This window comes from Streptomyces kryoterrae, from assembly GCF_054072135.1.
This window is the reverse complement of record NZ_CM133358.1, coordinates 3,403,421-3,428,795: the sequence shown is the minus strand read 5'-3', so window position 1 is coordinate 3,428,795 and position 25,375 is coordinate 3,403,421. Positions and strand designations below refer to the sequence as shown.

The window sequence follows — 25,375 nt, the reverse complement described above, 5'->3', positions numbered from 1 at the left end:
AGAGGGCGCCCCCAGCCACGTGCACGGAGTGCACGGAAGAGATCAGGACCCGGGGAGGATCAGAACTTGTTCCTCGGGGTGATTCCCAGCGACATGCCCGAGAGGCCGCGCTGCCTGCCGCCCAGTTTGCCCGCGATCGCGCGCAGTGCCGAACCCGCCGGGGAGTCCGGGTCCGTCAGGACGACCGGCCTGCCGTCGTCGCCGCCCTCGCGCAGGCGGACGTCGATCGGGATGGAGCCGAGGACCGCCACCGTCGCGCCGGTCGTCCTCGTGAGGCCGTCCGCGACGCTCTGGCCGCCGCCCGTGCCGAAGACGTCGACCATCTCCCCGCAGTGCGGGCAGGGCAGGCCGGCCATGTTCTCGACCACGCCGACGATCTTCTGGTGGGTCTGCACGGCGATGGCGCCCGCCCGCTCGGCCACTTCCGCCGCCGCCTGCTGAGGCGTCGTCACGACCAGGATCTCCGCGTTCGGGACCAGCTGGGCCACCGAGATCGCGATGTCGCCCGTGCCCGGCGGGAGGTCCAGCAGGAGGACGTCCAGGTCGCCCCAGAAGACGTCCGCCAGGAACTGCTGGAGGGCCCTGTGGAGCATCGGGCCGCGCCAGACGACCGGGGCGTTGCCCGGGGTGAACATGCCGATGGAGATGACCTTCACACCGTGCGCGGACGGCGGCATGATCATGTTCTCGACCTGGGTCGGACGGCCCTCGACGCCCAGCATGCGCGGCACGCTGTGGCCGTAGATGTCGGCGTCGACCACGCCCACCTTGAGGCCGTCGGCCGCCATCGCCGCCGCCAGGTTGACGGTCACCGACGACTTGCCGACACCGCCCTTGCCGGACGCGACCGCGTACACGCGCGTGAGGGAGCCCGGTTTGGCGAAGGGGACCTCGCGGTCGGCCTGGCCGCCGCGCAGGGCGGACGCCAGCTCCTTGCGCTGGTTGTCGCTCATGACGTCCAGCTCCACGTCGACGCGGGTGACGCCCTCGACCCGCGAGACCGCCTCCGTCACGTTCTTCGTGATCGTGTCGCGCATCGGGCAGCCGGAGACCGTCAGGTACACGGCGACCGCGACCACCCCGTCCGCGCCGATCTCCACCGACTTCACCATCCCCAGTTCGGTGATGGGTCGCTGGATCTCGGGGTCGTTCACCGTCGCCAGTGCTTCACGCACCGCGTCTTCCGTAGCCATGACCCCGATGGTACGGGGCCGCACACGACCACCGGAAAGCCCGTCACCGGTCTTCTGCGTCACGCACCCGCGGCCGTTCTGCCGGGAATCTGGCAGGTTTGTCGGAGTGGTGCCCGTCCTCGTACCGCTCCGCGCGCCGCTCCTCCAGCTCCTTGACCAGGTCCTGGAGCTCGGAGCGGATCCAGTCCCGGGTCGCGACCTCGCCGAGTCCGGCGCGCAGCGAGGCGACCTCGCGGGTCAGGTACTCGGTGTCGGCGATCGACCGCTCGTTCTGTTTGCGGTCCTGTTCGAGGTTGACCTTGTCGCGGTCGTCCTGCCGGTTCTGCGCGAGCAGGATCAGCGGGGCCGCGTAGGAGGCCTGGAGCGACAGCATGAACGTCAGGAAGATGAACGGGTAGTGGTCGAAGCGCAGGTCCTGCGGCGCGCTCACGTTCCACACCACCCACACGACGATGACGACCGTCATCCAGACGATGAACCGCCCGGTGCCGAGGAACCGCGCGATCCGTTCGGACAGCCGTCCGAACGCCTCCGGGTCGTACTCGGGCAGCAGCCGACGCCTGGGAGCGCGCGGCTGATCGAGGCGCACCCGGGGACGGGAGGCCGCCGTGGAGCCACCGGCCGCGCGCTCGCGGGTGCCGGGCTCACGCTCAGGAGTCATGGTCACCCGCTCTCTCGGACTCGCTCTCGTCATCGATGTCGCCGTCGCCGTCGGTTGCGTTCTCGGCGAGGTGGAACTCCGTCTCCCGCCAGTCCTCGGGCAGCATGTGGTCGAGCACGTCGTCCACGGTCACCGCGCCGAGCAGCGACCCGCTCTCGTCGACCACGGGCGCCGCCACCATGTCGTACGTCGCGAAGAAACCGGCGACGACCGGCAGTTCGGCGTCCGGGCGGAGCGGCTGCAGGTCGTCGTCGACGAGCGAGCCGACCAGCGTGTACGGCGGGTCGCGCAGCAGCCGCTGGAAGTGGACGGCGCCCAGGTACTTGCCCGTCGGCGTCTCGTCCGGCGGCCGGCACACGTACACCTGGGCGGCGAGCGCGGGGGAGAGGTCGGGGTTGCGGACCCGGGCCAGCGCGTCGGCGACGGTCGCGTCGGGGCGCAGCACGATCGGCTCGGTCGTCATCAGACCGCCGGCCGTGTCCTCCCGGTACGCCATCAGCCGGCGCATGTCGGCCGCGTCGGAGGGCTGCATCAGGCTCAGCAGCCGCTCCTTGTCGTCCTCGGGCAGCTCACCGAGCAGGTCGGCGGCGTCGTCCGGGTCCATCGCCTCCAGGACGTCGGCGGCGCGCTCCTCCTTGAGCTTGCCGAGGATCTCGATCTGGTCGTCCTCCGGCAACTCCTCGAGCACGTCGGCCAGCCGGTCGTCGTCCAGGGCGGCGGCGACCTCCGCGCGCCGCTTGGGGGAGAGATGGTGCAGGACGTTCGCGAGGTCGGCGGGGCGCAGCTGTTCGAAGGTGGCGAGAAGGCTCTCGGCGCCCTGTCCGTCCTCCTCCAGGGAGAAGCCGGTGACGGCGGACCAGTCGACGGTCAGCGTCTCGCCGGTGTTGCGCCGGAAGGCACCGCCGCGGCCCTTCTTCCGTACGAAGACCCGCTCGATCTCCCAGTCGCGGCGGGCCGGCAGCTGTCGTACCGCCACATCCAGGACGGTGACCTCCTCGCCGGTCTCGCCGAGGGTGACGCGCCGGTCGAGGAGTTCGCCGAGGACGAGCCGCTCGGTGGGGCGCTGCTCGAAGCGCCGGACGTTCAGCACGCCCGTCGTGATGACCTGGCCGGACTCGATGCCGGTGACGCGGGTCATGGGCATGAAGACGCGGCGCCGGGTGGTGAGTTCGACGACGAGGCCGAGCAGCCGGGGCGGACGGTTGCCGACACGCAGCATCGCGATGAGGTCGCGCACGCGGCCCACCTGGTCGCCGTTCGGGTCGAAGACGGCCATACCGGCGAGGTGCGAGACGAAGACACGGGATGAGCCTGCCGCCATGCCACGCCTCCTGGTTCGGTGTGCGCTGCGAGAAGCGCGTCGGATTGCTTCCGGGGGTTCCGAATTGCCTGCTCGGGTGCGCTTCAGGCTAGCCCGTCCGGTTCGGCCGCGCCTTGGTGGGGGGTCCGGACGGACTGGCTCCACCGGGGGCCGACGGCACCGGTACGCTGCCGTCCACACCCCTCAGGACACACTCGTACGAGAGGCAGCCCCACCTGTGTCTGCGATTCCCCGTGGCCGTACCCGCAGCGCCGGACTGGTGAGCGCGATGTGCGCACTGCTCGTGACGGGGACAGGGCTGACGGGATGCGGCGCCGACCCGGACGAGGGCACCAACGGGGTCGGCAAGCTGCCCGCCGACACCATCCAGACGAAGACCCGTACGGCGGCCGGGTCCGCCGACGCCGTACGTCTCTCCGGGACCGTGGTGACCAGCGGGACCACGTACACCCTCGACATGAGCCTCAAGGACGACGGCGGCACCGGTTCGGTCACCGCGAAGGGGTCGACGTTCCGGCTGCTGCGGGTCGGGGAGCACCTGTTCCTGAAGGCCGACGCCGGGTTCTGGAGCCACGAGGACGGCGGCAAGGGCAAGGGCGGCGAGTCGGACACGGCAGCCGCAGCGAAGCTCGGGGGCCTCTTCGTGAAGGTGCCGACGGGTGACCCCTCGTACAAGAAGTTCAGCGGCTTCACCGACAAGGACGTGCTCCTCGACGGCCTGCTCACCCTGCACGGCAGCCTCGCCAGGGACGGCCACCACAAGCAGTCGGGCGTCCGCACGATCCGCATCACCGGCGACAAGGGTGCCGGCGGCACCCTGGACGTGTCCCTGGAGGGAGCCCCGTACCCCCTGCGTCTGGTCCGCGCGGGCGGCGCGGGCACGCTGCTGCTGAGCGACTGGGGCAAGGACTTCCCCCTGAAGGAGCCGGCGAAGAACGAGACGGTCGACTACGGCCAGCAACTACCGACCTCCTGAGGGGGCGGAGCCCCTCTCAGGGGCGCGGGGCTGTGCCGGATCTGCGGCTCCGCCGCGGGGCGCGACCAGCCCCCACCGGCCCGCAGCAAACCAACTACCTACCCCGTGGAGTGCTTCCGCTTTCTGAACAGCAGCCGAGGCAACCCCGCCGGGATCGGCTCCCTGGTAGTCGCTGACGTAGGCAACGGCGGCGCGGCCAACGACCCCTCCGGCAGAGGGCGCGAGCCCCCCGCGCGCGGCACCAACCGCACAACCCGGCATTCACGTGCCCACCGTTCCGGCATCGCCTCACCGTCCGGCGCGTTCAACCGCTTCCCCTTCAGCTCGGCGACCGCGGCCTCCCACTCCGGGGAGTGCGGGGCCAGCTCCACGACCGTCGCCGGCCAGGTGACGAGCCGCCCGCCCTTGTCCTTGCTGCGGACGGTGACCTCCGCGTCGGCCCCCTCGGTCAGGCCGGGCAACGGCTGCTCACCGGGCCCGTCGCCGACCAGGACGGCCGCTCCCTCGTGCCAGACGTGCCACATCGCCCGGGCCGGGACGCCATGGCCCGCCACGTGCTGCGCGGGCACGCCGTTGCCCTTGACCCAGATGAGCCCGGACTTCTTGGTGGCCTCCTCGACGAGGGCCCGGTCGAGCAGCGTGTCAGTCATGGGCAGAAGGGTAGCGATGCCGTCCGCCGCCCGGCGCCGTCAGAGCCAGCCGTTGCGCTTCAGTGTGCGGTGGATGCCCACGCACATGCCCACCATGGCCGTCATGACCACGGGGTAGCCGAACTTCCAGTGCAGCTCCGGCATGTAGTCGAAGTTCATGCCGTAGACGCCGCACACCATCGTCGGTACGGCGATGATCGCCGCCCAGGACGTGATCTTCCGCATGTCCTCGTTCTGCGCGACGGACGCCTGGGCGAGGTTGGCCTGGAGGATCGAGTTGAGCAGCTCGTCGAAGCCGATCACCTGCTCCTGGACCCGGGCGAGGTGGTCGGCGACGTCGCGGAAGTACTTCTGGATGTCGGGGTCGATCAGCCGCATCGGGCGCTCGCTCAGCAGCTGCATGGGCCGCAGGAGCGGCGACACGGCCCGCTTGAACTCCAGGACCTCGCGCTTGAGCTGGTAGATCCGGCCGGCGTCCGTACCGCGCGGGGTGCCCTTGCGGCCCGGCGAGAACACCTCCGTCTCGACCTCGTCGATGTCGTCCTGCATGGCGTCCGCGACCGCGACATAGCCGTCGACGACGTGGTCGGCGATGGCGTGCAGCACGGCGGAGGGGCCCTTGGCGAGCAGCTCGGGGTCGTCCTGGAGGCGGTGGCGCAGCGCCCGCAGGGAGCCCTGGCCGCCGTGCCGGACGGTGATGAAGAAGTCCCGCCCGGTGAAGCACATCACCTCGCCGGTCTCCACGACCTCGCTGTTCGCGGTGAGTTCGGTGTGGTCGACGTAGTGGATGGTCTTGAAGACGGTGAAGAGCGTGTCGTCGTACCGCTCCAGCTTGGGCCGCTGGTGGGCCTGGATGGCGTCCTCCACGGCGAGCGGGTGGAGCCCGAACTCGCTGGCGATACCGGAGAACTCACCCTCCGTCGGCTCGTGCAGCCCGATCCACACGAAGCCGCCGTCGCGGCGCACCTTGCGCATCGCCTCGTGCGGGGTCAGGGCCTTCGGCGTCTCGACCCGGGCGCCGTCACGGTAGACGGCGCAGTCGACGACGGCGGAGGGCGTCGAGGGGTCGCGGGTGGTGTCGTAGCTGCTGCCGTCCTTGCGCAGGGAGGGACGGGACGGGCGGACGGCGGCACGCAGGTTGTTGATCATCGACATTGGCAGGTTCCTTCGCTACAGGCAACGAAAGACCGCCGACAACGGTTGGAACTACCCGGAATGGGGACGTCCTGACTGAGGATGTTTGGCACGTCCACAAAGCGGGGAGCACCGCACCGTCGCGGTGGTGAGCTTCGCTACTGATTCAGAACTGACGCAGATCACATGGATCAGGCAAAACGAAACCAAGTGCTCTTCCGCGATGACGCGAATGCGAGAGGTGACAGCCAGCCGGAGAAGCCGGAAGCGACTACATCAGCGGGCGGAAGAGCGGGTGCTACTGCACGGATGACTTCGATCCATTGCAGCCCCACCTCCTCCGGCCGGTCCCTCGTGAGGGACGATCCATTCCCCTTCAAGGGGAGCCCCCTAGGGGGAACTTCAGCGGTGCGGGGACTCGATCGCTACGCTTCTGACGCTCTCTGCGCGCTGCCCCGAACCCGGCCTAGAGTAACAGCCGACCGAACTGTCAAGGTGCGCGTTTGCCCGCAACTGACGAGTTCTATGCTCGGCGCATGTCTGATGTTCTTCCTCTGGTCGAGGCCCGGCTGCGTACGACGCTGGGCGAACCGGACGCGCGCGCCGCGGTCACCTTCCTCGGCACGGACCGCGTCGAGGTGCTGCGCTTCCCCGGCCGGGACCAGGACGGGGAGATCGTCCGCTACGCCACCCTCGGCATGTCCGCGCTGCCGATGGCGGACCCGACCGCGGTGCTCGCCGACCCGGTGAAGGGCCCGCGCGCCGAGCTGGTCATCTCGGTCCGGGCCAGCCTCGCCGACACCGACAAGGTACTGCGCCCGCTCGCGGTCCTCGCCGCGTCCCCGCAGGTCGAGGGTGTGATCGTGGCCCCCGGTGCCTCGCTCGACGTCGGTGAGCCGCTGTGGCCCGGTGCGCCCTTCACCTCGGTCCTGGTCGCGGAGCCGGGTGGCCTGGTCGAGGACCTGGAGCTCGACGAGCCCCTGGACCCGGTGCGCTTCCTGCCCCTGCTCCCGATGACCGCGAACGAGGCCGCCTGGAAGCGCGTCCACGGCGCCCAGGCCCTCCAGGAACGCTGGCTCACGAACGGGACGGACCTACGGGACCCCGCCCGCAGATCCGTCCCGCTGGACTGACCCCCGTACCCGACACCGGAGTGACCGATGTCACCAACGGGCGCCTGTCGAGCGCCAGTTGGACAGTCCCCGGTCTCTAGCTCGCGAAGACAGCGACGCTGTCCTCGGTCGCGTGCCGGGTCTCCAGCTCCTCGGCCATGGGGGTCCCCCCGCTCGAGCGAAGCCGAGAGTGGGGGAGGGTGAGGGACTTCCGCCGTACGACCACCACCACCGCGCCGAGCACAGCCGTGACCGCCGCGACCACGAACGGCATGTGGATGTCGCTCCACTCCTCGATCTTCGGCGCGAAGTACGGGGCCGCGGCTGCCGCGAACCAGCGCACGAAGTTGTAGCCGGCGCTCGCCACCGGGCGCGGCGCGTCCGAGACGCCCAGTGCCAGCTCGGTGTAGACCGTGTTGTTCACGCCGATGAACGCGCCGGACAGGATCGTGCAGACGACGGCGGTGGTGTGGCTGCCGTAGCCGAGGACCAGGACGTCGACCGCGAGCAGCACCAGCGAGCCGCCGAGCACGGTCAGCGAGCCGAACCGCCGCTGAAGGCGCGGTGCCACCAGCACCGAGGAGACGGCCAGCAGCAGACCCCATGCGAAGAACACGGCCCCGGACTTGTAGGGCGTCATGTCGAGCACGAACGGGGTGAAGGCCAGCACGGTGAAGAACGTGTAGTTGTAGAAGAAGGACGAGACCGCGGCGGAGGCCAGGCCACCATGGCCGAGCGCCTTGATCGGGTCGAGCAGCGAGGTCTTCCGGGCCGGCTTCGGCTGGTCCTTCAGGAACACCGTGATGCAGAGGAAACCGACGGCCATCAGGAACGCGGTGCCGAAGAAGGGGTAGCGCCAGCTGGCGTTGCCGAGCAGCGCGCCCAGCAGGGGACCGCACGCCATGCCCAGGCCCAGGGCGGACTCGTACAGCAGGATCGCCGCCGCGCTGCCGCCGGCCGCCGCCCCGACGATGACCGCGAGGGCCGTCGAGACGAAGAGCGCGTTGCCGAGGCCCCAGCCGGCCCGGAAGCCGACCAGTTCGGCGACCGAGCCCGAGGTGCCGGCCAGGCCCGCGAAGACCACGACGAACGCGAGGCCGAGCAGCAGGGTCTTCTTGCCGCCGATGCGGCTGGAGACGAAGCCGGTCACCAGCATCGCCACGGCGGTGATCAGGAAGTACGACGTGAAGAGCAGGGAGACCTGGCCGGCCGTGGCGTCCAGGCCCTTGGCGATGGACGGGAGGATCGGGTCGACGAGTCCGATGCCCATGAAGGCGACGACGGACGCGCCGGCGGTCGCCCAGACGGCCTTCGGCTGCCGCAGGAGTCCGCCGGCTCCCGCGTCGAAGGGATCCGCTTCGGCGGGGCCTCCCGTGCTTCCCGCCGCTGTGGTCGTTGCGCTGCTGTGCATGCCTGCTCCTTCACGACTCGCGGGCCCGACCCGCGGAGAGGTCGTTGGTGTATGAACATAGTAAGTTAGCTCGGCTAATTAATGCAAGCTACATCTAATTCGGCTGGTGGAAAGGGTGGAAACCTGTCACTCCGGACGGGTGATCGTCCTTGACGGGAGGGAGGACGGGGAGGACCGTGGGGCTTTATGAGGGGCGAACCCAGTTGCCCGAAGTGTGGTGGCCGGGTCAGGGCTCCCGGACTCTTTGCCGACTCCTGGCAGTGTGATCTGCACGGGACGGTGCATCCGCTGCAGCCCGTGATCCCGCCCAGCGTCGAGGCCCTCGATGTCGTGGTGCACCGCACGCAGGTACCGGTGTGGATGCCGTGGCCGCTGCCTGTCGGCTGGCTGTTCACGGGCGTGGGCTGCGCGGGCGACGACCGTAGCGGCGGCCGTGCGACGGCGGTCGCCTGTACGGGGCCCGGTCCGCTCGGGGGCATGGGTGAGCTGATCCTGGTCGCCGAGGAACTCGGCGTCGGCCTCGGTGCGCGGTACGCGGGCATCGACGGGCCCGACCCGGGGCCCTATATGAACGTCGAGAAGCCCGCCGAGGCGAAGGTGCTGGCGGCGGGGCGGCCCACTCCGTTGTGGCATGTCGCGGGTGGGCCCGACGACCGTGCGGTGTTCGCGGGTGAGGCGCTCGGGCTGTGGTTGTGGGCGGTGGTGTGGCCCGAGCAGTCCGGGTTGCTGATGTACGACGAGCTGGTGCTCACGGATCTGCGGGATGCGGGGGCCGAGCTGGAGTTGGTGCCGTGCGGGGCGTTGTCGCCCCGGTTGCTCCAGCCGTAGCGCTCTGCCGGGTTGCGGGTGCGTGGTGCGTTGTCGTGTGCGGGTCGGTGGAGGGCTGGTGGTGCAGGTCACTACGCCCCTTTTGGGGGCGCGGCGGTAAGGGGCGTTTAGAAGGTTCGGGTGTGACGGGCGTACCTGGAGGCCCGTTATGCTGGGCGCGTCTCGTTCGTCCCCGTCGTCGCCTGGAGTCCGTACCGTGCGCATCGATCTGCACTGCCACTCCACCGCCTCCGACGGCACGGACACACCCGCCGAGCTGGTGCGCAACGCCGCTGCGGCCGGGCTCGACGTCGTCGCGCTGACCGATCACGACACGACCCGTGGGTACGCCGAGGCGATCGCCGCGTTGCCCGCCGGGCTCACGCTGGTCACCGGGGCCGAGCTGTCCTGCCGGCTCGACGGGATCAGCATGCACATGTTGGCCTACCTGTTCGACCCCGAGGAGCCTGAGCTGTTCGCCGAGCGCGAGCTGGTGCGGGACGACCGGGTGCCGCGGGCCCAGGCGATGGTGGTCAAGCTCCAGGGGCTGGGGGTGCCGATCACCTGGGAGCAGGTCGCGCGGATCGCCGGTGACGGATCCGTGGGCCGGCCCCATGTCGCCACCGCGCTGGTCGAGCTGGGCGTCGTACCGACCGTGAACGACGCCTTCACCGGCGACTGGCTGGCCGACGGCGCCCGCGCCTACGTACCGAAGCACGAGACCGACCCCTTCGAGGCGCTGCGGCTGATCAAGGGGGCCGGCGGGGTGGCCGTGTTCGCGCACCCGGCCGCGAGCAAGCGGGGGAGGACGGTTCCCGAGTCCGCGATCGCGGAGCTGGCCGCCGCCGGCCTCGACGGCATCGAGGTCGACCACATGGACCACGAACCGGCGACCCGGGCGCGTCTGCGCGGCCTCGCGGCGGAGCTGGGGCTGCTGGGCACCGGCTCCTCCGACTACCACGGCAGCCGCAAGACCTGTGTGCTCGGGGAGTACACGACGGATCCCGAGGTGTACGGCGAGATCACGCGCCGGGCCACCGGGGCGTTCCCGGTGCCGGGGACCGGCGGAGTCTGAGGCCGCACGCAGGCCCCTCCCCGCTCACCCTCCTCCGTATCTACGCAAGGCTCGCTCACCCATGTTCGACGTCGCCGTGTTCGGTTCGCTCTTTCTCACCCTCTTCGTGATCATGGATCCCCCCGGGATCACCCCGATCTTCCTCGCGCTCACCGCCGGTCGCCCCGCTCGCGTCCAGAAGCGGATGGCGTTCCAGGCTGTCTGTGTGGCCGGTGGCGTGATCACCGTGTTCGGGCTGCTCGGACACCAGATCCTGGACTATCTGCACGTCTCCGTGCCCGCCCTGATGATCGCCGGCGGGCTGCTGCTCCTGCTGATCGCCCTCGACCTGCTCACCGGCAAGACGGACGAGCCCAAGCAGACCAAGGACGTGAACGTCGCCCTCGTACCGCTCGGCATGCCCCTGCTCGCCGGGCCCGGTGCGATCGTGTCGGTCATCCTGGCCGTGCAGAAGGCGGACGGCGTGGCCATGCAGGTGTCGGTGTGGGCGGCGATCCTGGCCGTCCACGTCGTGCTGTGGGTGGTCATGCGGTACTCGCTGCTGATCATCCGCGTCATCAAGGACGGCGGCGTGGTCCTGGTGACCCGGCTCGCGGGGATGATGCTGTCCGCCATCGCCGTGCAGCAGATCATCAACGGCGTCACCCAGGTGATCCAGCAGAGCTGACGGCCGTGGCCCATAAGCAGAACCCCCGTACGGCGTCGATGCCGTACGGGGGTTCCGAAGTCTGCTCGTCGTGGGCGAGCGTCGTCCGCGCGTTATGAGGCCGAGGTGTCGGCCGGGCGGATCCAGAGACGCTGCCCTATCGAGGCTGCTTGCTGCACGATCCGGTTGACGGAGGCGGCGTCCACGACCGTACTGTCCACGGGGGTCCCGTCGACGTCGTCAAGACGCATGATTTCGAAGCGCATCGGCTTCTCCCTTCGTCTGGTCATCCTCCTGAGGAGAACTACTTGGTTACGTACCAGTCAACTACCCGCGTGTTACGAACATTCCCTACGCTAAGGAAATTTTTCGAACGTCTAACTACCGCCCGGTAAACGTCGACGTGCGGAAGGGGGCGCAGGAGACTGACCGGGACCGGTTGTGTTCGAAGCGTGACCGCCGAGACAATGGAGGTATATGAACAACGACGACCACGCGGAGCTGAGCGCCCGCCTCGACCGCACGAACGAACTGCTCCACCGCATGCTCACCGAGGTGGCGAAGACACCCTCGACACATGCGATCTTCGTCGACGCGGGATATCTGTACGCGGCGGCGGGACGGCTCGTCGCCGGAACCGAAGACCGCCGCTCCTACGAGCTGGACGCGGAAGGTCTCATCGAAGCGCTCATCGACAAGGCGCGCACCATCTTCGCGGACAGCCGGCTGCTACGGGTCTACTGGTACGACGGTGCCCGGCGCCGCATCCACACCATCGAGCAGCAGTCGATCGCGGAACTCCCCGATGTGAAGGTTCGCCTGGGCAATCTCAACGCCAACAACCAGCAGAAGGGCGTCGACTCCCTGATCCGTACCGACCTGGAGTCGCTTGCCCGGCATCGCGCGATCAGTGACGCCGCGCTCATCGGCGGCGACGAGGACCTGGTGTCGGCGGTCGAGGCCGCGCAGGGGTACGGGGCACGCGTCCATCTGTGGGGCATCGAGGCGCCCGAGGGCCGCAACCAGGCCGAGCCCCTGCTCTGGGAGGTCGACAGCCAGCGCACGTTCGACCTCGACTTCTTCAAGCCGTACGTCGCCCGGCGCACGGCCACGTCCTACGAGTCGTCGTCGGGGACGCGCCCCACGCGCGAGGCCGTGCGGTTCGTGGGCGCGCAGGTCGCGGCGAAGTGGCTGGCCGCGCGGGGGCGCGAGGCGCTGGTCGAGCTGCTGCCCGGGCATCCGTATCTGCCCGGGTCCGTCGACCAGGACCTGCTGGTGGAGGCGGAGGGGCTGCTCCAGTACTCGCTGCGCGGCCAGGCCGAGCTGCGGCGGGCGCTGCGGGACGGCTTCTGGGAGCACCTGCAGACACAGTACTGAACAGATCGGTGCGCGAGTCAGTACGCGAGGGTGTCCCAGAAGTCGGCCAGGGCGCGGGCGGTCTCCAGCGGGCGGTCCGTGTTGGGGGAGTGCTCGGCTCCCGCGATGAGGGTCCGGTGCGCGTGCAGTCGTACGGCCATGTCGTCGAGGAGCGGGATGGCCCAGGTGCCGTCCTCCACGCCGGACAGTACGTGGAAGGGCAGCGGTGCGGCGGCGAGTTCCGCGACGCGGTCCGGCTCGGAGCACAACTGCCGCCCAGTGGCGACGAGTTGGGCCGGGCTGGTGCCCATCCAGCGGCGGCGCAGATCCTCGCGGTCGTCGAGTCCGGTGTCCAGGGCGTCCACCGGGTCGAGGTCGCCGCCGCCGGCCTGGGGGTCGTCCATGGCCTGGATGGCCTCCCAGACGCGGGCCATGCTCATCACGGCGAGCGCGTCCCGCAGCAGTTTCGCGCGCTGCTGCTGCGCCTCGGAGATCTGGGCGGGGCCCGAGGAGATGAGGGTCAGCGACAGGAACGGGGAGTGGTTCAGGAGGACGGCGGCCCGGGCGATCTGCCCGCCGAGCGAGTGCCCGACGAGGTGCACGGGGGCGCCGACGGCTGCCGCCTGGGCGAGCACGTCCTGCGCCAACTCGGCCTGTGCGTAAGCTGATTCGTCGTCGCGGGGGCCGGGCGACTCGAACTGCCCGCGTCCGTCGACGGCGACGGTACGGTACCCGCGCGCGGCGAGTGGTTCGTGCGTCGAGATGAAGTCCTCCTTGCTGCCGGTGAACCCGGGCAGCAGCAGAACGGTCCCCTTCGGCTCGACGCCGGCCGCCACGGAGGCATCGATGACGGCGAACTCACCACGCGCGGTACGCAGCGCGTACGCACGGGCACCGGGGGGCGGGGCGAAGGTCGAAGGCCTGCTCATGTGCCGAGGTTATCCGGCGCGTCTGAGGAGGAGGGCGTCGGCTCGGGCGGGAGAAGGGTGCGGGGGCGTCCCCGCCGGTGAGGGCGTGCCGCCACGCCCGACGTCTCCGGCCTGATCCGCCGGTCGGTCCGGGGGCTGGCCGTCTGGCGTGGGGTGCGGGGTGTGCGGTCGCAAGCTGGGGGGAGTGGTCAACCTCAACCGCTGTTGCGGCGGGTGACGGGTGTTGGGGTGCCCGTGCCCAGGGTTTCAGGCACGATCCCCTGGACAGGCCCGGGGGGAATGCCGGTGGCCCGGCCATCTGGTGCGGGGTGTGCGGTCGCGGGCTGGGGGAGTCGTCGACGTCGACCGTTGCTGTGGCGGGTGACGGGTGTTGGGGTGCCCGTGCCCAGGGTTTCCGGCGTGATCCGCCGGACGGTCCGGGAGAACGCCGGACGGCCCGGCCCACCTGGTGAGGTGGGCCGGGCCGTCCGGGTGTGGCCGTGGTGCTGAGGGCCGGGGCCCTCGTGGTCAGGCCTCCACGGAGTCCGTGGTCGGCGCGCTGACCGTGGCCTTGCGGGTGGCACGGCGCCTGGGCTTCGCCTCGGCGGCCTCCGGTGCCGTCTCCACGACGACCGCCGGTTCGGCGGCCTTGCGTGCCGTACGGCGGCGCGGCTTGGCCTCCGCCTCGTCCGCCGCCTGGGCGGGGATGTCCGCGACGACCTCGACCGCCTTGCGTGCGGTGCGGCGGCGGGGCTTGGCCTCGGTCGCCTCGGCGGTGTCGACGGCGGCTTCCGCGGCCGGTGCGGCTGTGGTCGCCTTGCGAGTCGCGGTCCGGCGCGCCGGCTTTGCCTCGACGGTGTCGACAACGGCCTCCGCGGCCGTCGACGTGGTCTTGCGGGCCGTACGACGCTTCGGCTCCGTGGCCTCCGACTCGACGACCACCGGGGCCTCCGCGGCCTTACGGGTCACCCGGCGGCGGGGCTTGGCCTCGACGCCTTCGGCGGTGTCCACGGCGGTCTCCGCGGCCGGTGCCGTCGCCTTGCGCGTCGCACGGCGCTTCGGCTCCGGGGTCTCGGCCGAGGTCGGCTGGGCCGGGATGCCGGCCGTCTCCGTCACGACCGCCGGCTCGGCGGCCTTGCGGGCCGTACGGCGACGCGGCTTCGCCTCGACCGCCTCGACGGTGTCGAGGGCTGCCTCGGCGGCCGGTGGCGTCGCCGCCGTGGCCTTGCGCGTCGCGCGGCGCGGCTTGATCTCCGTCGCCTCGGCTGTTTCCACGGCGGCCACCGCCGCCTTACGCGTCCGGCGGGGCTTCGTGGCCTCGGCCTCCGGAGCCTCCGGGGCGGCCTCGACCACGGCCACGACGGGCTCGGCGGCCTTGCGTGCGGTGCGGCGGCGGGGCTTGGCCTCGGTCGCCTCGGCGGTGTCGACGGCGGCTTCCGCGGCCGGTGCGGCTGTGGTCGCCTCGCGGGTAGCGGTCCGGCGTGTCGGCTCGGCTTCGACGCCTTCCGCCGTGTCCACGACGGCTTCGGCAGTCACCGGCGCGGCCGTTGCCGTGGCCTTGCGGGGGGCGCGGCGCGGCTTGGTCTCCGCGACGACCGGGGCCTCGACGACGTCGACGACCGGTTCCGCCGTCCTGCGGGTACGGCGACGACGCGGCTGCTCCTCCGGCGCCTCGGCCTCGGGGACGGCCGGTGCCTCGACCGGGACGACCTCGACCGGGGTGACCAGTGCGGGCTCAGCCGTCCTGCGGGTGCGGCGGCGGCGCGACCTGTCCGTGGCCTCGGGGGCCGGGGCCGTGCCCTCCGCCGTAGCGACGGCGGCCTCGGCCGACGGCTCGACGAACGTCGTCGTGGGGGCCGCCACCGCTTCCGGGGCCGCACCGCGCGTACGGCGGCGACGGCGCGGCGTACGGCGCTCGGTGGGCTGCTCGGAGGAGGCGAGAGCCTCGTTGACCGGGGTGGCCGACGTGACCGGAGTCGTCGGCGCTTCCGAGTCGGCACCGCCACGGGTACGGCGGCGACTGCGCGGCGTACGCGCCGGGCGCTCACGCTCCACCGGCGGAGCGGCGGCAGCCGCCGGGCCGGAGGAGTGGCCGCTGCGGCCACCGCGACCGCGCGGGCCACCGCGCCCGCCCGTCTCACCGAGGTCTTCGACCTCCTCGGCGCCCAGGCCGGCCCGCGTACGCTCCGAGCGCGGCAGGACACCCTTGGTGCCGACCGGGATGCTCAGTTCCTCGAAGAGGTGCGGGGACGTGGAGTACGTCTCCGGCGGGTCGTTGAACTTCAGCTCCAGCGCCTTGTTGATCAGCTGCCAGCGCGGGATGTCGTCCCAGTCGACCAGCGTGATCGCGATGCCCTTGGCGCCCGCGCGGCCCGTACGGCCGATGCGGTGCAGGTACGTCTTCTCCTCTTCGGGAGACTGGTAGTTGATGACGTGCGTGACACCCTCGACGTCGATACCGCGCGCGGCCACGTCCGTGCAGACGAGGACGTCGACCTTGCCGTTGCGGAAGGCGCGCAGCGCCTGCTCGCGGGCGCCCTGGCCGAGGTCGCCGTGGACGGCGCCGGAGGCGAAACCGCGCTGCGCGAGCTGGTCGGCGAGGTCCGCCGCCGTGCGCTTCGTACGGCAGAAGACCATGGCCAGTCCCCGGCCGTCGGCCTGCAGTATCCGCGCCACCAGCTCGGGCTTGTCCATGTTGTGCGCGCGGTAGACGTACTGCGCGGTGTTCGCGACCGTCTTGCCCACGTCGTCCGGCTCGGACGCGCGGATGTGCGTGGGCTGCGACATGTAGCGCCGCGCCAGACCGATGACCGCGCCCGGCATGGTCGCCGAGAACAGCATCGTCTGACGGCGGGGCGGCAGCATGTTCATGATCTTCTCGACGTCGGGCAGGAAGCCCAGGTCGAGCATCTCGTCGGCCTCGTCGAGGACGAGCGCGCGGATGTGCTTGAGGTCGAGCTTCTTCTGACCCGCGAGGTCGAGGAGACGGCCCGGGGTGCCGACGATGACGTCGACGCCCTTCTTGAGGGCCTCGACCTGCGGCTCGTACGCCCGGCCGCCGTAGATGGCGAGAACGCGCACGTTACGGACCTTGCCGGCCGTCAGCAGGTCGTTCGTGACCTGCTGGCACAGCTCGCGCGTCGGGACGACGACGAGGGCCTGCGGGGCGTCGGTGAGCTGCTCGGGCTTGGCGCGGCCGGCCTCGACGTCGGCGGGGACGGTCACGCGCTCGAGAAGCGGGAGACCGAAGCCGAGTGTCTTGCCGGTTCCGGTCTTGGCCTGGCCGATGACGTCCGAGCCGCTGAGGGCGACGGGGAGGGTCATCTCCTGGATGGGGAAGGGGGTGATGATGCCGACGGCTTCGAGCGCCTCGGCGGTCTCGGGAAGAATTCCGAGATCCCGGAAAGTCGTAGTCAGGGCAATGCCTCTTCTGTGTACGCGGTGCGAGGCGAGCGTGGGGGTCGTGTCGGGACCGGGCCGAAAACTTCGGCCGCCTCACGGGCAGGCCGAATGGCACGGGACCACTGCCGACGCTCGAGCGCTCGTACCGCTGAGGGTCCCTCCGAACTCCGTACGCATCGTGCCGTACGGGTGAGGAGAGCTGTCGGGTCGGAGCCGATCGGGCCACCGACCGGGCATCCTCATTCATGTGGCCCGCCGAGCTACGTCTTTCAACTCAGCGAGCGCAATACCACCATACCCCGGAATCGCGCACATGCGATGGCCGATTCGGTCACGTAGTGGTCGTCACACTGATTGAGCAGGGCCTTCCGCCTTGTGGCCAGCGGGCTATTGTGCGCTTCATGACGACGCCTGACAATGCCTCCGGTACCTCCTCGACCCCCGACGAAAGCACGACAGGGACCGCGGCCGACGCCGCTCCCGCACTCACCGGAATCGCCGCCCAGGACTGGGCACAGGCCGCCACCGACCCGCAGTACCGTGCCGCGGTCGTGGACCTGCTCGGCGCGCTCGCGTACGGCGAACTGGCCGCGTTCGAGCGGCTCGCCGAGGACGCCAAGCTGGCGCCGACACTGGTGGACAAGTCGGAACTGGCCAAGATGGCGTCGGCGGAGTTCCACCACTTCGAGCAGATCAGGAACCGGCTCACGGAGATCGGCGCCGACGCGGGACAGGCGATGGAGCCGTTCGTCGCCGCGCTCGACGGCTTCCACAAGCAGACGGCTCCCTCCGACTGGCTGGAGGGACTCGTCAAGGCGTACGTCGGTGACTCGATCGCCAGTGACTTCTACCGCGAGGTCGCGGCCCGCCTCGACTCGGACACCCGGCAGCTGGTGCTCGCTGTCCTCGACGACACCGGGCACGCGAGCTTCGCCATCGAGAAGGTGCGCGCGGCGATCGACGCCGAGCCGCGCCTGGGCGGGCGGCTCGCGCTGTGGGCGCGACGGCTGATGGGCGAGGCGCTCTCACAGTCGCAGCGGGTCGTGGCAGACCGGGACGCGCTGTCCACGATGCTCGTCGGCGGCGTCGCGGACGGGTTCGACCTCGCGGAGGTCGGCCGGATGTTCTCCAGGATCACCGAGGCGCACACGAAGCGGATGGCGGCGCTGGGGCTGGCCGCCTAGTTTCCGTGTCTCCGTGCGGGTGGTTACGCCGTCGCCGATGACCGGTGGAGTCTGCCCTTAGGGCGGAGCAGCAGGGAGAGGGAGGCGGCCGACACGGCCGCCGCGCCCAGCAGGATCAGCACGAAGTGGCCGGAACTCAACGCGCTGTGCGTGATCAGGGCGCCGAAAAGGGCTCCGGCCGCACCGGTCGACAGGACCAGGGGGCGTGCGGGGAGGCGGTCGGGCAGACGGCGGGCCGCCGCCCATGCCAGCGCGAGGCCGAGGATCGCGGAGCCGAGTGCTTCCAAGAACATGTCGGGGTCCCTCCCACAGCCGGTATGCGCGTGACGTTCTCAGCCCGTCATACCCGTGACCTGCGCAGGGCAACCCACTTGTAAGGGTGACGTGTGGTCAACCTGTGCATACGGACCACGGGGGGCACGACGGGTGGCACGGACGCGGACGGGGCTGTGAATGGGGCTGTGGACATGGGTGGGGCCCGGCGGTCGAACCGCCGGGCCCCACCCACATGCGCGTCCTACGTGTCCTACAGCGCGCTGAAGCCCACCTTGCGGACCGTCGGCTCGCCCAGCTCGACGTACGCGAGACGGTCGGCCGGCACCAGGACCTTGCGGCCGTGGTCGTCCACGAGGCTCAGGAGCGCCGACTTGCCGGCCAGCGCATCCGCCACGGCCTGCTCGACCTCCTCGGCGCTCTGACCGCTCTCCAGAACGATCTCGCGGGGCGCGTGCTGCACGCCGATCTTGACCTCCACGGCTATGTCCCTCCGACGGTCAGTGAAGTGCGCGGGCGTCCGCGCCGTACCCAGCACACATTAGCCCGGTGAGGGGACGTACATGTTCCGCCCGGGAACGCCAGGAGCGAACAGCCGACGGGAACAAACGGGCGGTCAGTGGTGCTCGGTGCCGTGCAGCGGGAAACCGGCGATGCCGCGCCAGGCCAGCGAGGCCAGCAACTGGACCGCCTGATCGCGCGGGACACTGCGGTCGCTGTGCAGCCAGGACCGCGCCACCACCTGGGACAGGCCACCCAGACCTGAGGCCAGCAGCATCGACTCGGAGGGCGAGAGGCCGGTGTCCTCGGCGATGACCTCGGAGATCGCCTCCGCGCACTCGTGCGTGACCTTGTCGACGCGCTCGCGCACGGCCGGCTCGTTGGTCAGGTCGGACTCGAAGACCAGGCGGAACGCGCCGCCGTCGTCCTCCACGTACGCGAAGTACGCGTCCATGGTCGCCCGGACGCGCTGCTTGTTGTCGGAGGTCGAGGCCAGGGCCGCGCGGACCGACTCGATCAGGGACTCGCAGTGCTGGTCCAGCAGGGCCAGGTAAAGGTCGAGCTTGCCCGGGAAGTGCTGGTAGAGCACCGGCTTGCTGACACCGGCCCGTTCGGCGATGTCGTCCATCGCGGCGGAGTGGTAGCCCTGCGCCACGAACACTTCCTGGGCGGCGCCCAGCAGCTGGTTCCGGCGGGCGCGACGCGGCAACCGCGTGCCCCGCGGGCGTGCCGCCTCAGTTTGCTCGATGGCTGTCACGCCGCCTCCCAATTTCTTCCACATGCGGTGTGCGCCGCGCCGCCATCGTACTTTTCGGTAACCCTCGTGTGCGCGGTGCGGGCACAGAAATTCCTCGACCGAGCGACTGTATGTTCCGGGCTATTTGCTCAAATGGCAACAAATCCTGCGCTCGGTACGGAGTGCGCTGACGGCTATCGGTAGTCGTCCTCGTCCAGTTTCACGACACGGGCCTGTTCCGCGAGGTCGGCCTCGTTGGCGCGGTCGGTGTTCTCGCCGGTCAGTGGGGCGTCGTGCTGCGGAGTGACGTCGGTGCGCTGCTCGACGGCGTCGGCCTCGGGGGCTTCGACGTCGAACTCGGCGCTGTCCTCGCCCTCGTAGTCCTCGGGCTCGGTGGGGTCGACGGCCATGCTGGGCTCCCTTCCGGGGGTGCGGTTCTCCTGCGGGTGCCCTGTTACGAGCGTAGGAGACACGGGATCGGGATGCCAGGTGATCGGGGCGTCAGGAAATCCGGATTGTGGCCCTGTGATGCCGAACACACGAACCACTGCGTGATCGTCTCGTAACATTGCCGCATGTCTTCGACCGAGCTGCCGTACGTGCCGGCCACCAATGTGCTTCCGAAGGTGGCGCCCGTCAGGGTCGCTGAGGGTGAGCGGCTGCGCTCGGTCGGTCTGCCGGGGATCACCCTGACCGTGCGGTCGAGGCCCCCCGCGCGCGAAGGGCTGCCGCCCGCGCTGTACGTCCACGGCCTGGGCGGTTCCTCGCAGAACTGGTCGGCGCTCATGCAACTGCACGACGAGCTCGTCGACAGCGAGGCGCTCGACCTGCCGGGCTTCGGCGACTCCCCGCCGCCGGACGACGGCGACTACTCGGTCACCGGGCACGCGCGTGCCGTCATCCGCTACCTCGACGCCTCCGGGCGCGGTCCCGTGCACCTGTTCGGCAACTCGCTGGGCGGCGCGGTCTCGACCCGGGTCGCCGCGGTGCGGCCCGACCTCGTCAGGACGCTGACGCTCGTCTCGCCCGCGCTGCCGGAGATCCGCGTGCAGCGCAACGCGGTGCCGACCGGCCTGCTCGCCCTGCCCGGCGTGGCCCGTCTGTTCACCCGGTTGACCGAGGGCTGGAGCGCAGAACAGCGCGTCCGCGGGGTCACGGCGCTCTGTTACGGGGATCCTGGGCAGGTGACGCCCGAGGGATTCCGCAACGCGGTCGAGGAGATGGAGAGACGGCTGCAACTGCCGTACTTCTGGGACGCGATGGCACGTTCCGCGCGCGGGATCGTGAACGCGTACACGCTCGGCGGACAGCACGGGCTGTGGCGCCAGGCCGAGCGCGTGCTCGCACCGACGCTCCTCGTCTACGGCGGCCGGGACCAGCTCGTCTCCTACCGCATGGCCCAGCGCGCGGCGCGCACCTTCCGCGACTCGCGGCTGCTCTCGCTGCCCGACGCCGGGCATGTGGCGATGATGGAGTACCCGGAGACGGTCGCGTCGGCGTTCCGTGAACTACTCCAGGACACAGGTTTGTTGAAGGCGGATACCGGTACTGTGACAGCGAGGACGGTCGGCACCAGGGCTGACGCCGCGAACGCGGGGAGCTGAGACGCGAGGTGGGACGTCACAGCCGCCGCGGACGAACCGGCGGCAGCGCGAGTACGGGCGACTCGGCGAACATCCCCGTGGTTCCCCAGGGGAAGCAACCCCGACAAGAGCAAGGCGCACCCCGTTTCACGGTTCCTGACGGCACCCCGGCTCACGGGTTCCCGCGCCTCCCGGAAGGCACGCCCGCGCACGGCTTTCCGCGTGTCCGGGGCGGCGGGCATCCCGAGCAGCGTGAATCCGGCGGTGGCTGGGGCGAGTTGGGCGGGCGGGCCGGAGCCGGTCCCGCCATACCGCGTCAGCGTCCCGCGCCTCCGAACCCTTCCGGGCCCCGGCAGGCGTACGTCGATGCCTTCGACGGAGCCGGCCTCGTCGTCGAGGACGCCGACCGCTTCGCGCCCCGCGCCCGGACATCGCACCCCGCCGACCCGGCCGACTCCTACGCCCTGCCCGCCGAGGTGGCGGTCAAGGCCAAGGGCGGCAAGGGGCGGGCGTTCACCGGGATCGCGGCTGCCGCCGTCACCACCGTGCTGGCGGTCGTCGTGGCCGGGCAGGTCACCCAGGGCCAGGACGACGGCGGCGGTGTGCGGACGCAGACCGCGATCGGCTCGGGCCAGGACGTCCAGGGCTCCGGGGACTCCGCGGCGCGCGTTGGCGGCCTTCCCGCCGCGTCCGACGCGCCGGGCGCGGCGACAACACTGACGTACGAGCAGAAGATGGCCAGGACGTACGCGCTCGGGGCGGCCCTCAAGGGCTCGGGGCGGTTCGACGCGATCCGCGGGTTCGCCAAGGCGCCGGGTGCGGGGCGGAAGTACACGTACCGGGTGGACGTCGAGCAGGGGCTCGGGCTCGACGGAGGGCTGTTCGCGCAGGCCGTGCAGAAGACGCTCAACGACAAACGGAGCTGGGCCCACAACGGCGGCCGTACCTTCGAGCGGATCTCCTCCGGCAAGCCCGACTTCGTGATCACGCTGGCGAGCCCCGGCACCACCGCCTTCTGGTGTGCCAAGTCCGGTCTCGACACCACCGAGGACAACGTGTCCTGCGACTCGGCCGCCACCGACCGCGTGATGATCAACGCCTATCGATGGGCGCAGGGGTCCAAAACCTACGGCGACAAGATCTACGCGTACCGGCAGATGCTGATCAACCACGAGGTCGGTCACCGCCTCGGCTATGGGCACGTGACCTGCGACAAGGACGGCGACCTCGCCCCGGTCATGCAGCAGCAGACCAAGTTCCTCGACCACGACGGGATCCACTGCCGGGCCAACCCCTGGCCGTATCCGGGAAGTTGACACGCGGCTCAGGGGCCACGTTGACATGGGTCGAAAGTTCGTTCATATTTTTGCGCATGTGGTCTAGTCATGCTGTCTGTCGCGCCGCCATCGAGCTGGCGCTGATCGGCGTGACCCCGCTCTGTGTAGCCGACATTCTCTGTCGCTGACACCTGCCCCCGGGCGTGTGTGTCGCGACGTTCGTCTTTGCCGTCACCAACTGACCTCCGCCATCGGCGGCGGTTCTCGACGGCCTGATGCGACCTGACGCCCGGGCAGACGTGTGTTCACTCCCGTCTCATTCCCCGTCATTCCGTCTCATCATTCGAGAGGTCGTCTTCCTGATGCGCCAACCGTCCGTCAGAGCGCGCCGTGTCGCAGCGGTGTCCGTCAGCCTTGTCCTGGCCGCGGGCGCCGCCGCGTGCGGTCCGAAGGACAACGATGCCAAGGGCGCGGGGAGCGGCGGCTCCAAGCCGCGGAAGGGCGGCACGCTCACCGTCCTGAACTCCAACCCGCAGGACGACTTCGACCCCGCCCGGCTGTACACCTCCGGCGGCGGCAACGTCCCCTCGCTGGTCTTCCGCACGCTCACCACGCGCAACCGCGAGAGCGGGGCCGCGGGCGCGAAGGTCGTCCCCGACCTGGCCACCGACACCGGGCGCCCGAGCGAGAACGCGACCGTGTGGACGTACACCCTGAAGGAGGGGCTCAAGTACGAGGACGGCACGGCGATCACCAGCGCCGACATCAAGTACGGCATCGAGCGTTCCTTCGCCCCCGAACTCTCCGGCGGCGCGCCCTATCTGAGGGACTGGCTGATCGGCGCCGCCGACTACCAGGGGCCCTACAAGGACAAGGGCAAGGGCCTCGACGCGATCGAGACGCCGGACGCCCGCACGATCGTCTTCCGTCTGGACAAGCCCGAGGGGGAGTTCCCCTACCTGGCCACGCAGACGCAGTTCACGCCGGTCCCGAAGGCCAAGGACACCGGCACGAAGTACGAGGAGCACCCGATCTCGTCGGGCCCGTACAAGGTCGTCAGCAACGAGGGCGACGGCGAGCGGCTGATCCTGGAGCGCAACACCTACTGGTCGGCGGCCACGGACGCGGAGCGCAAGGCGTACCCGGACAAGATCGACGTACGGTCCGGGCTGGACTCCTCGGTGATCAACCAGCGGCTGTCGGCGTCCCAAGGGGCGGACGCCGCGTCCGTCACCACGGACACCAACCTCGGCCCGGCCGAGCTCGCCAAGGTCTCCGGCGACAAGGAACTGGCCGCGCGCGTCGGCACCGGGCACTTCGGCTACATCAACTACATAGCGTTCAACCCGAAGACCAAGCCGTTCGACAACGTCAAGGTGCGTGAGGCGATCTCGTACGCCATCGACCGTACGAGCGTCATCAACGCGGCCGGCGGTTCGTCGCTCGCCGAGCCCGCCACCACCTATCTGCCGAACCAGAAGTCCTTCGGGTACACGCCGTACGACCACTTCCCGGCGGGTGCCTCCGGGAACCCGGCCAAGGCCAAGGAGGTACTGAAGGAGGCCGGTTACCCGAACGGGCTGACCGTCACCCTGACCCACTCCAACGCCAAGGACTTCGAGACCAGCCCGGAGATCGCGACCGCCGTCCAGGACGCGCTCAAGAAGGCCGGCATCACGGTGAAGCTTGACGGGCTGGAGGACAACGACTACTCCGACACCATCCACGACGTGAACAAGGAGCCCGGGTTCTTCCTCGCCCACTGGGGTGCCGACTGGCCCTCCGGCGGGCCGTTCCTCGCCCCGATCTTCGACGGCCGGCAGATCGTCAAGGACGGCGCGAACTTCAACACCGGCTTCCTCGATGACAAGTCGGTCAATGCCGAGATTGACGCGATCAACAAGTTGACCGATCTTGACGCTGCCGCCAAGAGGTGGGGTGCGCTGGACAGCAGGATCGGCGAGCAGGCGCTGACCGTGCCGCTGTTCTACCCGGTCTACAAGCGGCTGTACGGCAAGGGCGTCAAGAACATCGTGATCAGCGACTGGACGGGTGTCCTGGACATCTCCCAGATCTCGGTGAAGTGACCACATCGTGAGCGAGGTCCTTCTCGCCTCCCGGGCCGTCGGGACGGGTGCGACACCCGTCCCGACGGCCTCGGGGGCCCGTCAGTTCTGGCGGCGGCTGCGTGCGCAGCGTGCCGCCCTCGTCGCGGCGGCCGTCGTCGCGCTGCTCGTCCTGGTCGCGCTCGCCGCGCCGCTGCTCACCGCGCTCGCCGGCCAGGACCCGACCACCTACCACCCCGCCCTCGTCGACTCCGCGCGCGGAGGCGTCCCGACCGGCTCGTTCGGCGGGATCAGCGGCGACCACTGGCTCGGTGTCGAACCGCAGACGGGGCGCGATCTGTTCGCCCGGCTCGTCTACGGGGCCCGGGTCTCGCTGGGCGTCGCGCTCGCGGCAACCCTCGTCCAGGTGTCGATCGGCGTCGTGGTCGGCATCGCGTCCGCTCTCGGCAGTCAATGGGTTGATCAACTGTTGAGCCGTCTCACCGATGTCATCATCGCCCTGCCTCTCATGATCATGTCGTTGGCCCTGCTGGCGATCGTGCCCAGCAGCTTCCCGCGGCCCGTTCTCGTCGCCCTCGTCATCGGACTGATCGCCTGGGGCGGGATCGCGAAGATCGTGCGCGCCCAGACGCTCACCCTCAAACAACTCGACCACGTGGCCGCGGCCCGGCTCAGCGGCTGGGGTTCCTGGCGGATCGCCCGCCGCGAACTGCTGCCCGGCCTCGCCGCACCCGTCATCACGTACGCCGCGCTCCTCGTCCCGTCGAACATCACGGTCGAGGCAGCCCTGTCCTTCCTCGGCGTGGGCGTGAAGCCGCCGACGCCGTCCTGGGGGCAGATGATCACCGCCGCCGACGTCTGGTACCAGGCGGCACCGCAGTACCTGCTACTGCCCGCGGGAGCCCTCTTCGTGACCGTCCTCGCCCTCACCGTCCTCGGCGACGGCATACGCACCGCCCTCGACCCGCGCGCGGCCTCGCGCCTGCGCATCGGCACGGGCCGCAGGCGCGAGGCCAAGATCGGGACCATCGAGGCGGTCGCGACGGTCGCGACGGAGAAGAAGACCGAGGTCACGGCGGAGCCGAAGGGAACCGGCGCATGAA

25 protein-coding genes are annotated in these 25,375 nt (G+C 70.4%); 12 read left to right on the top strand and 13 right to left on the bottom strand.

Features of this window, described 5'->3' with window-relative positions:
- Positions 1 to 59: 59 nt before the first annotated feature.
- From ACW4TU_RS14400 to ACW4TU_RS14390, 3 genes are read right to left on the bottom strand one after another with little or no spacing between them, the layout of a single operon-like run.
- Positions 60 to 1,193 (bottom strand): Mrp/NBP35 family ATP-binding protein, encoded by a 1,134-nt coding sequence (locus ACW4TU_RS14400; RefSeq protein ID WP_457428210.1) that lies wholly within the window; start codon positions 1,191 to 1,193, stop codon positions 60 to 62.
- A 43-nt stretch (positions 1,194 to 1,236) separates the two neighbouring features.
- Complete coding sequence (locus ACW4TU_RS14395) at positions 1,237 to 1,854, bottom strand: DUF1003 domain-containing protein (protein ID WP_457428208.1); 618 nt, start codon at positions 1,852 to 1,854, stop codon at positions 1,237 to 1,239.
- The gene (locus tag ACW4TU_RS14390) at positions 1,844 to 3,175 is read right to left on the bottom strand and encodes a magnesium transporter MgtE N-terminal domain-containing protein (RefSeq protein WP_457428207.1); all 1,332 of its coding nucleotides are present in this window, start codon (positions 3,173 to 3,175) and stop codon (positions 1,844 to 1,846) included. Before ACW4TU_RS14390 ends, ACW4TU_RS14395 begins: the two co-directional genes overlap by 11 nt.
- Positions 3,176 to 3,443: 268 nt before the next feature.
- On the opposite strand from ACW4TU_RS14390, the gene ACW4TU_RS14385 reads away from it, so the two are divergent.
- Positions 3,444 to 4,151, top strand: a complete 708-nt coding sequence (locus ACW4TU_RS14385; protein WP_457430093.1) for a hypothetical protein — start codon at positions 3,444 to 3,446, stop codon at positions 4,149 to 4,151.
- Positions 4,152 to 4,249: 98 nt separating this feature from the next.
- On the opposite strand, the gene ACW4TU_RS14380 is transcribed toward ACW4TU_RS14385, so the two are convergent.
- Positions 4,250 to 4,801, bottom strand: a complete 552-nt coding sequence (locus tag ACW4TU_RS14380; RefSeq protein WP_457428205.1) for a hypothetical protein — start codon at positions 4,799 to 4,801, stop codon at positions 4,250 to 4,252.
- Between the two features lie 39 nt (positions 4,802 to 4,840).
- Positions 4,841 to 5,956 (bottom strand): magnesium and cobalt transport protein CorA, encoded by a 1,116-nt coding sequence (locus ACW4TU_RS14375; RefSeq protein ID WP_457428203.1) that lies wholly within the window; start codon positions 5,954 to 5,956, stop codon positions 4,841 to 4,843.
- A gap of 515 nt (positions 5,957 to 6,471) precedes the next feature.
- Between ACW4TU_RS14375 and ACW4TU_RS14370 the strand changes: the two genes are divergently transcribed.
- Positions 6,472 to 7,068, top strand: a complete 597-nt coding sequence (locus ACW4TU_RS14370; protein ID WP_457428201.1) for a suppressor of fused domain protein — start codon at positions 6,472 to 6,474, stop codon at positions 7,066 to 7,068.
- Positions 7,069 to 7,144: 76 nt separating this feature from the next.
- Here ACW4TU_RS14370 and ACW4TU_RS14365 read toward each other — a convergent pair whose 3' ends face one another.
- Complete coding sequence (locus tag ACW4TU_RS14365) at positions 7,145 to 8,458, bottom strand: MFS transporter (protein ID WP_457428199.1); 1,314 nt, start codon at positions 8,456 to 8,458, stop codon at positions 7,145 to 7,147.
- A gap of 186 nt (positions 8,459 to 8,644) precedes the next feature.
- Between ACW4TU_RS14365 and ACW4TU_RS14360 the strand changes: the two genes are divergently transcribed.
- From ACW4TU_RS14360 to ACW4TU_RS14350, 3 genes are all read left to right on the top strand, one after another.
- Positions 8,645 to 9,286 (top strand): DUF6758 family protein, encoded by a 642-nt coding sequence (locus tag ACW4TU_RS14360; protein ID WP_457428197.1) that lies wholly within the window; start codon positions 8,645 to 8,647, stop codon positions 9,284 to 9,286.
- Between the two features lie 196 nt (positions 9,287 to 9,482).
- On the top strand, positions 9,483 to 10,340 hold the full coding sequence (locus tag ACW4TU_RS14355; RefSeq protein WP_457428195.1) for a PHP domain-containing protein: 858 nt from the start codon (positions 9,483 to 9,485) through the stop codon (positions 10,338 to 10,340).
- Between the two features lie 61 nt (positions 10,341 to 10,401).
- Positions 10,402 to 11,007 carry a MarC family protein gene (locus ACW4TU_RS14350; protein ID WP_164324508.1) on the top strand — a complete coding sequence of 202 codons (606 nt, stop codon included), beginning with the start codon at positions 10,402 to 10,404 and terminating at the stop codon, positions 11,005 to 11,007.
- Between the two features lie 92 nt (positions 11,008 to 11,099).
- Here the strand turns inward: ACW4TU_RS14350 and ACW4TU_RS14345 are convergent, their stop codons facing one another.
- Complete coding sequence (locus tag ACW4TU_RS14345; RefSeq protein ID WP_006374340.1) at positions 11,100 to 11,252, bottom strand: hypothetical protein; 153 nt, start codon at positions 11,250 to 11,252, stop codon at positions 11,100 to 11,102.
- 211 nt (positions 11,253 to 11,463) lie between these two features.
- Here ACW4TU_RS14345 and ACW4TU_RS14340 point away from each other — a divergent pair, with 211 nt between their 5' ends.
- Positions 11,464 to 12,363 carry an NYN domain-containing protein gene (locus ACW4TU_RS14340; protein ID WP_457428193.1) on the top strand — a complete coding sequence of 300 codons (900 nt, stop codon included), beginning with the start codon at positions 11,464 to 11,466 and terminating at the stop codon, positions 12,361 to 12,363.
- A gap of 17 nt (positions 12,364 to 12,380) precedes the next feature.
- Here ACW4TU_RS14340 and ACW4TU_RS14335 read toward each other — a convergent pair whose 3' ends face one another.
- Both ACW4TU_RS14335 and ACW4TU_RS14330 read right to left on the bottom strand, forming a co-directional pair.
- Entirely contained in the window at positions 12,381 to 13,271 is an 891-nt protein-coding gene (locus ACW4TU_RS14335; RefSeq protein WP_457428191.1) for an alpha/beta fold hydrolase, read from the bottom strand.
- A 507-nt stretch (positions 13,272 to 13,778) separates the two neighbouring features.
- Positions 13,779 to 16,574 carry a DEAD/DEAH box helicase gene (locus ACW4TU_RS14330; protein ID WP_457428189.1) on the bottom strand — a complete coding sequence of 932 codons (2,796 nt, stop codon included), beginning with the start codon at positions 16,572 to 16,574 and terminating at the stop codon, positions 13,779 to 13,781.
- Between the two features lie 470 nt (positions 16,575 to 17,044).
- On the opposite strand from ACW4TU_RS14330, the gene ACW4TU_RS14325 reads away from it, so the two are divergent.
- A complete protein-coding gene (locus ACW4TU_RS14325) occupies positions 17,045 to 17,836 on the top strand; it encodes a ferritin-like fold-containing protein (RefSeq protein WP_457428187.1) in 792 nt (263 codons plus the stop codon).
- A gap of 23 nt (positions 17,837 to 17,859) precedes the next feature.
- Here the strand turns inward: ACW4TU_RS14325 and ACW4TU_RS14320 are convergent, their stop codons facing one another.
- The 4 genes from ACW4TU_RS14320 to ACW4TU_RS14305 form a co-directional block, all read right to left on the bottom strand.
- Complete coding sequence (locus tag ACW4TU_RS14320; RefSeq protein WP_164409181.1) at positions 17,860 to 18,129, bottom strand: hypothetical protein; 270 nt, start codon at positions 18,127 to 18,129, stop codon at positions 17,860 to 17,862.
- A 233-nt stretch (positions 18,130 to 18,362) separates the two neighbouring features.
- Positions 18,363 to 18,590: a DUF3107 domain-containing protein gene (locus ACW4TU_RS14315; RefSeq protein ID WP_319210739.1), complete on the bottom strand. Its 228-nt coding sequence runs from the start codon at positions 18,588 to 18,590 to the stop codon at positions 18,363 to 18,365.
- Positions 18,591 to 18,725: 135 nt separating this feature from the next.
- A complete protein-coding gene (locus ACW4TU_RS14310; RefSeq protein ID WP_457428185.1) occupies positions 18,726 to 19,367 on the bottom strand; it encodes a TetR/AcrR family transcriptional regulator in 642 nt (213 codons plus the stop codon).
- A 173-nt stretch (positions 19,368 to 19,540) separates the two neighbouring features.
- The gene (locus ACW4TU_RS14305; RefSeq protein WP_457428183.1) at positions 19,541 to 19,756 is read right to left on the bottom strand and encodes a hypothetical protein; all 216 of its coding nucleotides are present in this window, start codon (positions 19,754 to 19,756) and stop codon (positions 19,541 to 19,543) included.
- Between the two features lie 165 nt (positions 19,757 to 19,921).
- On the opposite strand from ACW4TU_RS14305, the gene ACW4TU_RS14300 reads away from it, so the two are divergent.
- The 5 genes from ACW4TU_RS14300 to ACW4TU_RS14280 all read left to right on the top strand — a co-directional run bounded on the left by ACW4TU_RS14300 (position 19,922) and on the right by ACW4TU_RS14280 (position 25,374).
- Entirely contained in the window at positions 19,922 to 20,950 is a 1,029-nt protein-coding gene (locus ACW4TU_RS14300; protein ID WP_457428181.1) for an alpha/beta fold hydrolase, read from the top strand.
- Positions 20,951 to 20,958: 8 nt separating this feature from the next.
- Positions 20,959 to 22,245 (top strand): DUF3152 domain-containing protein, encoded by a 1,287-nt coding sequence (locus ACW4TU_RS14295; protein WP_457428179.1) that lies wholly within the window; start codon positions 20,959 to 20,961, stop codon positions 22,243 to 22,245.
- Between the two features lie 56 nt (positions 22,246 to 22,301).
- Positions 22,302 to 22,394, top strand: coding sequence for an Ms4533A family Cys-rich leader peptide (locus ACW4TU_RS14290; RefSeq protein WP_457428177.1), 93 nt, complete (start codon positions 22,302 to 22,304; stop codon positions 22,392 to 22,394).
- A gap of 174 nt (positions 22,395 to 22,568) precedes the next feature.
- A complete protein-coding gene (locus ACW4TU_RS14285) occupies positions 22,569 to 24,293 on the top strand; it encodes an ABC transporter substrate-binding protein (RefSeq protein ID WP_457428175.1) in 1,725 nt (574 codons plus the stop codon).
- 7 nt (positions 24,294 to 24,300) lie between these two features.
- Positions 24,301 to 25,374, top strand: coding sequence for an ABC transporter permease (locus ACW4TU_RS14280; RefSeq protein WP_457428173.1), 1,074 nt, complete (start codon positions 24,301 to 24,303; stop codon positions 25,372 to 25,374).
- The last annotated feature ends 1 nt before the right edge of the window (position 25,375 follow it).